This is a genomic window from Bacillus sp. FJAT-45066 (assembly GCF_002335755.1).
GTDB classification, from domain to species: domain Bacteria; phylum Bacillota; class Bacilli; order Bacillales; family Bacillaceae_I; genus Bacillus_CD; species Bacillus_CD alkalisoli.
The window spans coordinates 3,413,788-3,427,119 of the sequence record NZ_NISQ01000001.1 but is presented as its reverse complement, the minus strand read 5'-3'; the positions used below and the strand labels follow the sequence as shown (position 1 = coordinate 3,427,119).

The 13,332-nt window shown below is 34.0% G+C and carries 11 protein-coding genes and 1 pseudogene; 1 reads left to right on the top strand and 11 read right to left on the bottom strand.

From position 1 onward, the window contains the following. Positions 1 to 113 precede the first annotated feature (113 nt). Positions 114 to 401: a hypothetical protein gene (locus CDZ92_RS17280; protein ID WP_096156449.1), complete on the top strand. Its 288-nt coding sequence runs from the start codon at positions 114 to 116 to the stop codon at positions 399 to 401. Between the two features lie 227 nt (positions 402 to 628). On the opposite strand, the gene CDZ92_RS17275 is transcribed toward CDZ92_RS17280, so the two are convergent. The 11 genes and pseudogenes from CDZ92_RS17275 to CDZ92_RS17225 form a co-directional block, all read right to left on the bottom strand. Further along, positions 629 to 1,390 (bottom strand): transposase, encoded by a 762-nt coding sequence (locus tag CDZ92_RS17275; protein WP_096156448.1) that lies wholly within the window; start codon positions 1,388 to 1,390, stop codon positions 629 to 631. 9 nt (positions 1,391 to 1,399) lie between these two features. Beyond that, a complete protein-coding gene (locus CDZ92_RS17270) occupies positions 1,400 to 2,926 on the bottom strand; it encodes a YifB family Mg chelatase-like AAA ATPase (RefSeq protein ID WP_096156447.1) in 1,527 nt (508 codons plus the stop codon). Between the two features lie 430 nt (positions 2,927 to 3,356). Next, a pseudogene (locus tag CDZ92_RS17265) lies at positions 3,357 to 3,680 on the bottom strand (GDP-mannose 4,6-dehydratase); the annotation flags it as partial. Next, positions 3,681 to 4,535, bottom strand: coding sequence for a dTDP-4-dehydrorhamnose reductase (gene rfbD / locus CDZ92_RS17260; protein WP_096156446.1), 855 nt, complete (start codon positions 4,533 to 4,535; stop codon positions 3,681 to 3,683). Between the two features lie 6 nt (positions 4,536 to 4,541). Further along, a complete protein-coding gene (rfbC, locus tag CDZ92_RS17255; protein WP_096156445.1) occupies positions 4,542 to 5,102 on the bottom strand; it encodes a dTDP-4-dehydrorhamnose 3,5-epimerase in 561 nt (186 codons plus the stop codon). 15 nt (positions 5,103 to 5,117) lie between these two features. Then, on the bottom strand, positions 5,118 to 5,996 hold the full coding sequence (gene rfbA / locus CDZ92_RS17250) for a glucose-1-phosphate thymidylyltransferase RfbA (RefSeq protein WP_096156444.1): 879 nt from the start codon (positions 5,994 to 5,996) through the stop codon (positions 5,118 to 5,120). A 104-nt stretch (positions 5,997 to 6,100) separates the two neighbouring features. After that, a complete protein-coding gene (locus CDZ92_RS17245) occupies positions 6,101 to 7,126 on the bottom strand; it encodes a GDP-mannose 4,6-dehydratase (RefSeq protein WP_096156443.1) in 1,026 nt (341 codons plus the stop codon). Further along, on the bottom strand, positions 7,101 to 8,477 hold the full coding sequence (locus CDZ92_RS17240) for a UDP-glucose dehydrogenase family protein (protein WP_096157053.1): 1,377 nt from the start codon (positions 8,475 to 8,477) through the stop codon (positions 7,101 to 7,103). The genes CDZ92_RS17245 and CDZ92_RS17240 overlap by 26 nt, the downstream gene beginning before the upstream one ends. A gap of 304 nt (positions 8,478 to 8,781) precedes the next feature. Next, a complete protein-coding gene (locus CDZ92_RS17235; RefSeq protein ID WP_255249835.1) occupies positions 8,782 to 10,254 on the bottom strand; it encodes a Coenzyme F420 hydrogenase/dehydrogenase, beta subunit C-terminal domain in 1,473 nt (490 codons plus the stop codon). Between the two features lie 197 nt (positions 10,255 to 10,451). Next, positions 10,452 to 11,987 carry an oligosaccharide flippase family protein gene (locus CDZ92_RS17230; RefSeq protein ID WP_096156442.1) on the bottom strand — a complete coding sequence of 512 codons (1,536 nt, stop codon included), beginning with the start codon at positions 11,985 to 11,987 and terminating at the stop codon, positions 10,452 to 10,454. A 36-nt stretch (positions 11,988 to 12,023) separates the two neighbouring features. Continuing rightward, positions 12,024 to 13,214, bottom strand: a complete 1,191-nt coding sequence (locus CDZ92_RS17225) for a polysaccharide pyruvyl transferase family protein (protein WP_096156441.1) — start codon at positions 13,212 to 13,214, stop codon at positions 12,024 to 12,026. Positions 13,215 to 13,332 lie beyond the last annotated feature (118 nt).

Here is a 13,332-nt window from a genome sequence, read left to right as displayed (position 1 = left end):
GGCGCTTTCATTAGGTATGTTTGTTTTAACTAAAAGAGAATTATTCGAATGAATACTACATGGGACTTGCATAATAGTAGTAATAAAAAACCATCAACGTTAGGAGATTTCCTATGAAAAAAATGATTATAGCTATAACCTTTTTACTATTACTAATAATTCTCTTTTTCTACTTTACTAACCAAACAGTTAAAACGGAAGAACAAGCTATTAACATTGCTAGAGAATACCATCAAAATAAAGATAACTTTACAGGGTTTAGCGCTGAACTTGTAAAACAAAGTAACATTTGGGTTGTAGCATATTATGATAAAAACTCTATCTGCAAAGAAGATTGCAAGATTAATATGAGTATTGACGCAAAATCAGGTAAAGTAATACAAGTTATTTACGATGAATAAGTAGTTAGTAAAAATGTTGTTCATTAGAACATCGTCCACATTCAATAAACTAATACATAAAAAAGCCCCTACTACAGTAAACCTGTTCAAAAGAACTGACATCTATAGTAAGAGCTATTTTATTATTCCTCAAATCAAGCACTAGTACTCTCCCAACGTCTCCCCAAAAACCCTCACCTTCTCATTATTAAACCAAACAAGAGCGTCACAATAGCCCTTTTCCACAATCACTTCACCTTCTGAATCAGACTCTTCGATATACCAGTCACCCTTGCCAGTTGTCTTAACGAAACTCCTTTCATTTTCTTCATCCTTACGAGTATGCGATTACGTTTTGGCCTATCCATCCTTTGCAACTCTGAACTGCTTGCTGCACCTAGCTCCCTAAGACACTTCCTTACTTCTTCATCCGATAGCTTAATGATTTCTTCGTATTCTAGGCATTGATCTTGGTTCGGTTTGCTCATGTACTGCATAAATAGAGTGAGTGCTTCTTGGCGGTTGGAGGAGAAGAGTTTTAGTACAAAGTCTGTGTGAATAAATGTTGGGTGAGACATATATTGTTTGATACTTGTCCAATGGCAGTCCTTTACGTTACTAGCGAGACCAGCCTTTATTGGATTTTGGTGAATGTAACGAAGAACAACTAGAAAATATTTTTTATCTTCGACGTTCTCGCTTTTGAATCTTTCCTGGAAAAGATGTCCGCAACGGCAATATTTGTGGTTGTACCAAAGCACATAGCTTGCGCTAATCCGCTGTATGGTAAGAGCGATTGGTTCTTCTACTTCTTTCATTAGTAAGTGTACGTGGTTGTCCATGAGGCAGTATCCGTAGAGTTGAAAATTACTAACATCTCTGTATTTTGCTAATGTTGTTAAGAATCTCTTTTTATCCTCGTTGTCTTCAAATATTGTCTGTCTGTTGATACCTCTTAACATGATGTGATAGATGCCAGTTTTGCTTTTTTCTCTTGCTTCTCTTGGCATAGCTTTCCCTCACTTACTAATATGTTGGACGGGTTTTCCACTATTAGCATGGATGTTTAATTGCACTGCTTCCCATATACTTTGGTCTGTTATCGTTTCGGAGCCTGCAAGGTCTGAGATGGTTCTAGCTAAGCGCAGTATTTTCACTTGTGCTCGATTGCTTAGTTGGTTTTTCGAAGATAAGTGGCGAAGCAGTTGTTGTTGAGAGTATTGTAACGGGCTTGTTCTCTGTAAGGTATCAAAAGAGACTCTACTGTTTAACATAGTACATCCATATCTCTTATATTGCCTGTTTCTTGCTTGGACAACTCTTCTTTGGACTTGCTGTGATGTTTCCCTTTGTTTGTGATGTGTGTTAAAGTTGACGGTTTGTAGAAATAGGAAAATATCAAATCGGTCACGGATTGGTCCAGATAAACGGTTTTGATAGGCTTTTACTTGTTTCGGGGTACATGTACAGTAAAAGTTGTTGGATCCTAAGTAACCACATGGACAAGGGTTCATTGCTCCAATCATACTAAATAGGGCTGGATAGTTAACGGTAGCGTTTGCTCGGCTAATCGTGACATGGCCTGTTTCAATTGGCTGCCGTAACATATCTAGTGTCTTTTTTTGAAATTCAGCCATTTCGTCTAAAAATAATACCCCATGATGGGCAAGGGATATCTCTCCTGGTTTCGGATATTGCCCTCCTCCGATAATGGAAACGCTAGAAGCGGAATGGTGAGGGCTTCGAAAAGGACGAGCCAAACCACCTTCATAAGATACTCCACTTAGATGGTACAAACTTAACACTTCCAGCTGTTCTTCACTCGTTAAGTCTGGAAGGATGGACGCAAAGCTTTCAGCCAGCATACTTTTCCCACATCCAGGCGGTCCACTCATAAATAGGTGATGTCCTCCTGCTGCCGCTATTTCTAGCGCTCGTTTCGCTTCTTCTTGTCCGATAATTTGTTCGAAGGCTACTGTATGAACTCTCTCTAAGTTAACTGGTGTCTTTTCTGGTTGGTGAAATGGTAATACGTGTTGTCCATGGAGGGAATCTATTACCTCTTGAAGAGATGAAACGTAGACAAGTTCTAGATTAGTAAAGTCTATAGGTGGTAGTTTTTCATCGTACGGTAAGTACATTTTGGTTAATCCTAACTTCTTTGCAGCAAGTATAGCAGGTAACATCCCTTCTACTGGTTTGATGCCTCCATCTAAGGAAAGTGAACCAATAAATCCTGTGTTCTCGTCTATATTCGCGTCTATAAAATGTAAGCTTTTCATTAAAGCAATCGCCATAGGCAAATCAAACATCGGACCATTTTTCTTCTGCTCAGCTGGTGACAGATTAATAATCACTTTCTCTTCTAACTCGCCACATTTGTAACTATGCAACGCCGCTGTTATTCGTTCCTTCGCTTCTTTCACAGAGGCATCAGGCAAGCCAACTATAACGATTGACTCTGGTCCATCTAACAACTGCACCTCAACCGTTACACGATACCCTTCCATTCCTTTTAATCCAACTGTTGTTACTTTAACTGCCATACTGCATTCCTCCTTGGGGATTAGAGTTTTTATAGGAAATAATGATAGTAGATAGCATCGTTGCAAATGTTAGTATTACGGTTTTGTGTGGTTCTCAGGTGTGGTGGAAAAGCGGAGAGATAAAAAGAACATTTGTTCTGTTTTTATTTTATTTTAAGTGTGGAAGAGCGTCAAGTGTTTTGTATCGGAGAAATCGTGTGGTTTCTGTCTTAGTGACATTCTAAAATTGAGGGATATTAATGGCTAATTTGTAATTATAAAATCTGTTTGGACACAGAACGTGTTTTTGTTTGGGGGTTACAAGAGTAGTATTCATAAGAAATTGCAGTGGAACCTATCCATACCCACTTTTGGTGAGCATTTTAATATTGCAAGATACCTTTGGAAGAGTTTGTAAAAAGTGGACGGTGTTCCTGTCCCGGTGTCCATGTGTGCCAACTACATTAGTCTGCACAAATACCCCTGGATCTTTAATAGAACGGTCAACATGACTTTCTGCAGCAAAATGAATAACATAGTCAAATTTTTCTTCTTCGAAAAGTGCAAGGATCGTTTTACGGTCAGCAATATCCGCTCTGACAAAGTGATAATTTTCTTTTGTTTCAATTGGTTTGTGCTTTGTTAAATCCCCAGCATAAGTTAATAAATCTAAATTATAAATGTCATATTGAGGATACTTGTCCACCATATAATGAACAAAGTTACCGCCGATGAACCCGGCACCACCTGTAACAACAATTTTTTTTCGTGCCACTTATTTCACCTCTTGTGCTAATTCATTTAAATAATGTTTTAAAGCATCCTGCCATTTTGGTAATGGCTCAAATCCATAGTCATTTAGCTTTTGCTTTGACATACGTGAATTTTTTGGTCTAATAGCACGTGTAGGATATTCTTCTGTTGAAATTGCGTTTACTCTAACATCTTTATTGGCCTGTTGAAAGATTTCAGAAGCAAACTCCGCCCATGTACAAAAGCCCTCGTTTGATGCATGGTAGACACCATACTTTTCCGTTTGAATCATATCAATTAATAAACGTGCTAGGTCAAATGTATACGTTGGTGAACCATACTGATCTCCGACAACATTTAGTTCATTACGGGTTTCAGATAATCGAAGCATGGTTTTTATAAAATTATGTCCATTGATTCCGAATACCCATGAAATACGAATGATAAAATGCTCTTCTAGTAAAGCTCTTACAATCTTTTCTCCTTCATATTTTGTTAAGCCATAATAGCCCAATGGATCCGGTTTATCAAATTCTCTAAAGGGCTCTCTACCTTTACCATCAAAAACATAATCAGTGCTTATATACATCAACTTTGCATTGACTTTCTTAGCCACTGTAGTAATAAATTTTGTACCTAGCACATTTACATTCCAGCACGTTTCTTTATCATCTTCAGCTTTATCAACTGCTGTATACGCAGCACAATGGATGATTACGTCTGGATTCACTCTTTGTACATATTGACATACTTCTGCTTCGTTAGTAATGTCTAAATCTTCTCTGCCAATGCCCACCATACTAATTCCACGTTTTATACCTTCTTGTACAACATCATAACCAAGTTGACCAGTATAACCAGTTACTAACACTTTCATAATAAACTACTCTCCATAATTAAAATTATTTTCAGCATCTTTTAACAGAGGTGCTTTTTGATCTTTTTCTGAAAGAATAGGCGTTATATCAATTGGCCACTCAATCCCAATTTCAGGATCATTCCAAGTAATACCTCGATCATTTTCTGGTGAGTAAAGTTCATCTACTTTATACTGTACCTCAACATTATCTGTTAAAGTTATAAAAGCATGTGCAAATCCTTTTGGAACTAATAATTGCTTTTTGTTTTCAGCCGATAATTCAATACCAAACCATTTACTAAAAGTAGGGCTATTTTTCCGAATATCTACAGCTACATCAAAGATTGACCCTTGAGTACAACGCACCAGCTTTGTCTGAGCTTTGGGATTTAATTGATAATGTAATCCTCTTAATGTACCTTTAGCTGCAGAAAAAGATTGGTTATCTTGTACAAAATTTATATCCAATCCAACTTCCAAAAACTTAGCTTTACTATACGTTTCCATAAACCAACCTCTATGATCACCGAATAGTGATGGTTCAATCACTAAAACATCTGCTAAATGGGTTTTTATGACGTTCATACTTCACCTCTTCAATTAGTACTTTATACCGCCGTTTGCAACTTTTAATAAATATTGTCCGTATCCAGTCTTAGAAAACAATTCTCCAGATTCAATTAATTGATTTTTGTTGATCCATCCATTAATATAAGCAATTTCTTCAGGTGCTGCGATTTTTATACCTTGATGTTCTTCTACAGTTTTAACAAAATTAGTTGCTGCAACTAAACTTTGATGAGTACCCGTATCGAGCCAGGTAAACCCACGTCCTAAAAGTTCAACTTCAAGTTCTCCAGTATTTAAATAGGCTTCGTTTACTGACGTTATTTCCAATTCTCGCCGTTTAGAAGGCTTAACTTTTTTGGCAATATCTATAACACGATTGTCATAAAAGTATAATCCCGTTATTGCATAATTTGATTTTGGGACATTAGGCTTTTCTTCAACACTAATTACCTTGCCATTTTGATCAAACTCTACAACACCAAAACGCTCTGGATCCTGTACATGATAACCAAATACGGTAGCTCCACTCTCTTTATTTGCTGCACGTTGAAGGATTTTTCTCATACCACTACCATAGTAAATGTTATCACCTAAAATCATTGCAACAGAATCTTTACCTATGAATTCTTCACCAATTAAAAAAGCCTGAGCTAATCCATCAGGGCTCGGCTGTACTTTATACTCTAGTGATATTCCAAATTGTGAACCATCTCCTAATAATGATTCGAAACGTGGAGTATCTTCAGGAGTAGAGATAATTAATATTTCCCTAATTCCTGCAAGCATTAATGTTGATAAAGGGTAGTAAATCATTGGCTTATCATAAATGGGTAGTAATTGTTTACTGGTAACCAGTGTTAAAGGATATAAGCGAGTTCCACTTCCACCAGCTAGGATTATTCCTTTCATAAAAACACCCTTTCCAACTTTTATTTCAAAGAAAAATTGAATTATATTTTTAAGGATATATAAAACCTTTTCTAATTCTATAACCTTAACTTATTTAATAAATATTACTTCATCATATAATAATCAACATACCAATCAGCAAACTTCTGCAAGCCCTCTGCTATAGAAGTTGTTGGTTTGAATCCTACAGCTTCTTGTAATAAATTAGTTGAAGCATAAGTAGCTGGAACATCACCCGGTTTAATAGCCTCAAAGTTCTTCTCGAACAATACTTCTTTACCTAATGCATTACTTAATGATTTTTCTAAGGTTTCAATAAACGTCATCAGTTTTTCAGGATTGTTGTTACCAATATTGAATACTTTATGTGGAACGACATCTACTGGTGGTTTACCTATAAGTCGCTCTATTCCTTCGACTATATCATCTATATACGTGAAATCACGATATAGATCATTATCAAAATCACCATTATTAAAGATCTTAATTGGTTCCCCAGCAAAGTATTTCTTCGTAAATCCAAAATAGGCCATATCGGGTCTTCCCATAGGACCATAAACAGTAAAGAAACGAAGTCCAGTAGCCGGTATTTTATACAAGTGGCTATACGTATGAGCCATTAATTCATTTGACTTCTTCGTAGATGCATAAAGTGATACAGGGGTATCTACAAAATCGGTTTCTTCAAATGGTACCTTTTTATTGGCTCCGTATACAGAACTTGATGAAGCATATACAAGGTGATCAACAGGATAGTATCTACATGCTTCAAGGATGTTATAAAAACCAATAATGTTGCTTTTGATATATACATCCGGATTTTCTATTGAATACCTAACTCCAGCTTGAGCAGCTAAGTTTACTACAATATTAGGCTTGTACTCTTCAAAAACACTATTAATCATAGGCTTGTCTGAAATATCTCCCTCAATAAAAGTAAACTTATCAAATGGTTGAAGTTGCTCTAGACGAGCGTGTTTAAGTTTCACATCATAGTAATCATTTACATTATCAATACCTATTACTTGACAGCCACCTTCTAGTAGTTTCTTAGATAAATAATATCCGATGAAACCAGCAGCTCCGGTAATAAGATAAACTTTACTAGGATCTAACGGCTTGTAACTCAAGATTTCTCGACTCCTTTACAACTTCTCTCTCTACAGCTTTTCTTCCAATAGAGTGATACTCCACTCCTGCTTCCCGCATCTCTTCAATACGATAAATATTTCTTCCATCATAAACTAACGGGGTTCTCATTATTTCCTTATACTTTCCAGGCGTAACCGCTTTTACTTCGCCCCATTCCGTAAAGATAAAGCATACATTTGCATCTTTCAATGCTTCCTCAACATCACTTACATACGTCATACTGCCTTTTCCATGCTGACCTTCTGGATGTACTTTCGCAAAGTTCTCTGCACCAACTGGGTCATAAGCATAAATATCCGCGCCTTGCTCTAGTAATAAAGGTACATTCTCAAGAGATGCCGCTTCTCTTAAATCGTCTGTTCCGGGCTTGAAAGTTAATCCTAATACCGCTACCTTCAGGCCATTAAACGTAATTAGTCTTTTACTCGCTTTCTTGTATAACATTGTTTTTTGATCAGTATTTACATCAATTGCAGCCTTAACCGTTCGTAACTCATATCCATTCTGCTTTGCAATATATTCAAGTGCTTTTGTATCCTTAGGGAAGCAAGATCCACCATAACCAATACCTGCGTTTAAAAATTTGTTTCCAATACGAGCATCATAACTCATGCCTTTTGCTACATCTTGGACATCCGCACCAACTAATTCACAAAGGTTTGCAATATCATTCATGTATGAAATTTTAAGTGCAAGGAAATCGTTCGATGCATACTTAATCATTTCTGCAGACCTTCTATTAACTGAAACAATTGGTATACCAAATGGTTCATAAAGCTTCTGGAGTAACTCTTCAGCCCACTTGCTCTCTGTCCCAATAATTATTCTTTCAGCATGGAGTGTATCATGTACAGCAGAACCTTGCGCTAAGAACTCTGGATTTGAGGCCACTTCCACCTTTACATTATTTACTAAAAAGTCCTGAATAAACTGTTCTACTTTATCATTTGTTCCTACTGGAACTGTTGATTTAACAACAACCAAGCAGTCCTTCTCAATAGATTCAGCAATTTGCCTTGCGACAGTTGCAATATATGAAAGATTTGCAGATCCATCAGACTGTTCTGGGGTTCCTACACCTATAAATATAGCATCTGCATCTTTATAAGCTGTTTTGTAGTCAGTCGTATAATCAATTCTTCCAGCAGCATAGTTTTTTTTCATTAACTTTTCTAATCCATTTTCATGGATTGGAGAAATGCCTGACTTCATTTTATTTATTTTATTTTCATCAATATCTACGCAAATAACTTGATGTCCTACTTCAGCAAAACATACTCCCGCAACTAAACCAACATACCCTGTACCTGCAACTGCAATTTTTTTCATAATCATGTTCCTTTCTAATCCTCCAATTTATTATATATATAAGATCGATTTAAGTTGTAATTGACGAAAAAAGAAGGATTACTATGGTAATATAACATATGCACGATGAAGTCTTAATAATCGTGTTATGGGATAAATGAGAAGAGGATAAAGTCTTTACAACTTTCAGTAAAAGATCCTTTTTGCAAACTGTTTGTCTATTTCTAAAAAGCAACGTACAGACACACTGAAACTACAAAGGTTCATTAATATGGTTAGAAACTTAGTAGCAAGACTCAGTTCTATTATTTAAAAAACAAATCTCTCAAGCCCTTCTTATAGTTTTAATTATTTTATTAGCTAATTTCATTACAATTTTTTTAGGCCCTAGTTCGACAATAGATTTAATATAATAAATTCTATTATACCTTTTAACATAATTTTGCATATGAACTATAAAGTAATTCAAGTCTCCTAATTCTACAGCTTTTTTAAAACTTATATGGCTTTGTTTTGAAATTTCCATACGTAAATCTTGTATCCTTCTTCTAATAAAAGATATATCCTTATCGGCTGTTATTCTTTTTTCTGGACGCCACTGTCTCAGTTGATCCTTTTTATATAATCTATAACCAAGCTCTTCTCGTGTGTGTTGAAAGTGGCTAGCTTGTGACTTAATAATTGTTTCTATACTTATGTTATCTAATTTTACTTTTTTAGATTTAATCCCTTCTTTAAGAATATTAGCTATTATTTCGTTACGAACAAGAATAACATTGTTACCTTTACTATCCGACGTGTATTCAGGTAACCAAGCATCACCAAGTGTGACATCAGCAGTTTCATTCATAACATCATCAGTAAAATCAGATGCATTGCTCTTGAAAAATCCTTGTCCCCAATTATGTCCAAGTAGCTCATTCATGCTTTTAATGATTGTAACTTCTTTACCATTTACAAAACCCGTCATTTCAACCCCATAACGGTTCGCAGGGGCATCAGGTATTTTTTTTCTGAAATCAATTGACTTTAAAGACCCAGGTTCAAATCCCACTTGCCAAGCTAAACATTCAGCAAATTTTGCACTTTTTTGATGGCCACAAATTAAACCAATTGTATATTTAATTCTATCATTTACTATTGGATCATTTAGGGCTAATAACCTAATAGACATTATGAAGCTTGGAATTCCAATTATGGCATATCTCCCAGGCTTTTCTTTGATTTTATTCACTACTTGAGAAAACTCCACAGGATAATATTTTGTTTTTGCACCTTCTTGGATTTCCTTCACCGATCTCGATATATCATATTTAAAAAGTATTGGATCTTCCTTGTTTCCATTTTGCTTAACATGTATCACACCATCAATCAAGTTTCTCTCAAATAATTCTTTAAAAATCCAAGTACCAAATCCACCTGAACTTGCATTTTTGCGATAATCACCTTCTATAACATGTCCTGCATAAAGTCCCGTGTAATAACCAATTCTCTTATCATATTTAATATTTGGAATTCCACCATATAAATTTTTGCTTATTTCATCTTCATTTGGACTTTTGTTGGAATTAGGGCAAACTAATTGTAAAGCAATGTCTTCACCTTCTGTTAATGCATGTTCGAAATTAGGCTTATATTCCCCATATTCATTTAATTCCATCTTTATCTTTTTATTTAAAACAGCAAAAGCTCCTGAACCACAAGAATAATCATTCTTTATTACAGTATTATATAACTCCTCATTAGCTTTCATATTGCAAATCACACCTACTTTTTTATCTTTATTATTTAATTCCATAAGTCTAATCCTTTAGGGGCAAACCTTTTAAAACAAATAAAGGAGCACCTCCCATTAATGTCGAATTGAGTATGCATCACACAAACTCATAAGACCGGAGGAAAACTCCCTATGCCTATTAAAATACGAAAGCCTCTTAGCATCAAAATTTATACATATAGAGCCTTCCCAACTTTTTAATGCCATATTTTTATAGACTAATTCTGGATTTTAACCGTATAATTCTTAATAGTTTTAACAAATGATATAACTAGATTTTTTTCATACTTATTAATTCCAAAAAACCACATTAATAAAAAATATGCGCTGGAAAACATCCCTATTTTAAAAATCATGAATAATATATCATCATGCGCAACCACAAAAAAGTTTATTGCATATCCGAAAACCAAAGAAATTACAACTGGTATCGACAATATTAAAATGTGGTTCCAAAAAAGCAATATATTAATACCGATTTTACGATGATAATAAATATTCATAATAATACCATTGCCAATTATATAAGAGATTGCAGCTCCCAGAGCAACCCCAATACCGCCATAAATTTTTGCTAATGGTATAGAAATAATAACATTTAATACGGCTATTATAATTAAAATAATGGATCTAAAACCTTGTTTATTTTTCGCTTGCAAAATAGATAATCCAATGTTTTGAATTAATGGAATTGTTATAGGTACCAAAATAATTAATGCCATGTAATAAGCATTCGAATAATTTGCGCCAGCCCATATACTGATAAAAGGATGACCAAATAAAATAAATCCACTTAAAATATACGCCACAATAATATACTGAACTCTACCAAATTTAATCATCATGTTTGTCAAATCTTCGTTACTAGCTTTATTAGCAACCATCATAGTTACTCTAGGCAAGAATAATCCACTAATAGATGTCGAGAATTGTAAGTACAATCTGATAAATTGAATAGCAATAGCAAACACTGCAACCGCAAATGTTCCTGAAAGAGCCCCTAATATAACCTGCCCCATATTTAAATTAATTTGGTCAACTAAAATTCCTAAAAAAATAAAAAATGAATATCCTAAAATTTCTCTTAATAATTTATAATTAAACTTTCCAAAGTAAAAATTAATTTTCAAATGTTTATAACAGTAGTAAACATTAAACAATAAACATGAAATACTTACTAATGTTGTTATTAACACCATTGATATTGACCCATAACCAAGTAATAAAAATGGTATAGTAATTATTGGTATCAATAAAGAACGAATTATAGTTACTATTTTCACCGCAATAAATCTTTCATAAGCTTGCATAATAGAACCAAAAATCGATAGCGGGAAAGACAACGAAAAATTTATTATTAAAATTATTATCATTATTTTTGCCATTTCTAGTTCCGATGCAGTTAAGCTCGCTCCAAATATTTCATCCATAGACCTAAAAAGCATAATCCCAACTAATAAAGTCGTAACTCCAATAAAAGAATATAGTAACAAAAACATTCCATTAAGTCTTGACTCAGCTTCCTTATCTCCGATAGCTCTATTTCTTGAAGTATACCTGACAATTGCATTTCCTAGTCCTAAATCCATAATGCTAAGGTATGCAGCAATAGAACCTATCATAGAATATAAACCGAACTCTGCTTGGCCTAATAGTCGTATTATGATTGGTGTATATAGAAGTGTAATAATTGTAGTAATAAATAATGACAAATAAGAAAGTATTGCTCCTGCTTTAAGTTGATTTACCTTCAAACAACTTCCTTCTTTCCAGTTATCTCACTCTTAATTTTACTTTTCAGCTAAAGAGGCTATTTCATTTAATGTTTTATTTATGTTTTCTGTTGCAAATTTGTTATTTTCCTTCATCATTTCTTGGATCTCAACATACTCTTTCTCAATTTTATTCAAAACGCTTTTAAATTTTTCTCTCATTTCTGAATAGTTATGATACCTTATATCTATTATAAATTCATTAAGCCCGTATCTTTCTCCAATAATTCCCCAATACTTAGTACTATACGATAAAGCTATTGTAGGGATTTCACACTGTATTGATGATACAACAGGGTGCATACGACTGGAAATTGTAAATAATGATTCCTGAATATATTCTCTTACCTCAAAAGGATACATTTCGTTATTTTGGATAACTACTCTATTATTATATTGTTCTTTTATTTTGTTATATAACTCATTCACAATTAATCTATCGTCTACATGATCAGGTTTTAATACATGGGCAAGTAAAACTAGTTTTTTATCGGGATAAATTGTCATTATTTCTTCAATCATGAACAAGTTAAAATCGATCCAATCTTCTCTATTACCTTCTTTCGAGTATCTGTAAATCAACTCACTAGGACAGTAAGTGATATACTCTTTAGTCCTTTTCTTAACTTCTTGTTTTGTAAGAGCAAGCAAAGCCAAATCATCCATAATATCTATGTTTTTTAAACCTAATGTCTTGAGATATTCATTAGTTAAAGGGTCTCTTGGATAAATCTTAGTTAATCCATTTAAAAGTGTTCCCATTAAAACTTTTCTAAAAGATTTATATGGACCCATAGTTTGACCGAGCATTACTACTTTAAGGCCTTCTTTTCTTAAAACATTAAACTTAACAGCATTAATAACTGGGCCAGTCCATCCATAGTCTTCAGTAAAATCATCTCCACCTAATACAATTACTAAATCAATAGTTCTTGCCAAGTCAGAAGTAATTTTCTTTAATCCTAAATAACCATATATATAATCATACCTAGAAATTTCATCTTGAAATAGAGAATTCATATTAACTTGAAAAATATCGTTATTTCCTGTAGCACTTCTTAGTCTTTTAATATTCTCTTCATCATTTGTTTCTACATAAAATTTATTATTAGTTCCTTGTATTTCAGGAAAATAATTAATAAAATTCTCTCCCATCATCATGGATCCATAGTTAAATGTATTCGAACAGTTATAAATATAAATATTCATGCAAATCTCCTTTGTCTGTTAAAGAATATATTCTAGGTTTCTTTTTCGCCATATAACGGTAATATTCACCAACTAAAATCAGTGGTGAGGTAGACTGATAATATTTTTATTAGTTTGC

Excerpts from the sequence above, each read along its gene's own strand:
- CDZ92_RS17280 (WP_096156449.1), top strand. The coding sequence starts at position 114 with ATGAAAAAAATGATTATAGCTATAACCTTTTTACTATTACTAATAATT.
- CDZ92_RS17275 (WP_096156448.1), bottom strand. The coding sequence starts at position 1,390 with ATGCCAAGAGAAGCAAGAGAAAAAAGCAAAACTGGCATCTATCACATC.
- CDZ92_RS17270 (WP_096156447.1), bottom strand. The coding sequence starts at position 2,926 with ATGGCAGTTAAAGTAACAACAGTTGGATTAAAAGGAATGGAAGGGTAT.
- rfbD (WP_096156446.1), bottom strand. The coding sequence starts at position 4,535 with ATGAAAGTGTTAGTAACTGGTTATACTGGTCAACTTGGTTATGATGTT.
- rfbC (WP_096156445.1), bottom strand. The coding sequence starts at position 5,102 with ATGAACGTCATAAAAACCCATTTAGCAGATGTTTTAGTGATTGAACCA.
- rfbA (WP_096156444.1), bottom strand. The coding sequence starts at position 5,996 with ATGAAAGGAATAATCCTAGCTGGTGGAAGTGGAACTCGCTTATATCCT.
- CDZ92_RS17240 (WP_096157053.1), bottom strand. The coding sequence starts at position 8,477 with ATGAAAAAAATTGCAGTTGCAGGTACAGGGTATGTTGGTTTAGTTGCG.
- CDZ92_RS17235 (WP_255249835.1), bottom strand. The coding sequence starts at position 10,254 with ATGGAATTAAATAATAAAGATAAAAAAGTAGGTGTGATTTGCAATATG.
- CDZ92_RS17225 (WP_096156441.1), bottom strand. The coding sequence starts at position 13,214 with ATGAATATTTATATTTATAACTGTTCGAATACATTTAACTATGGATCC.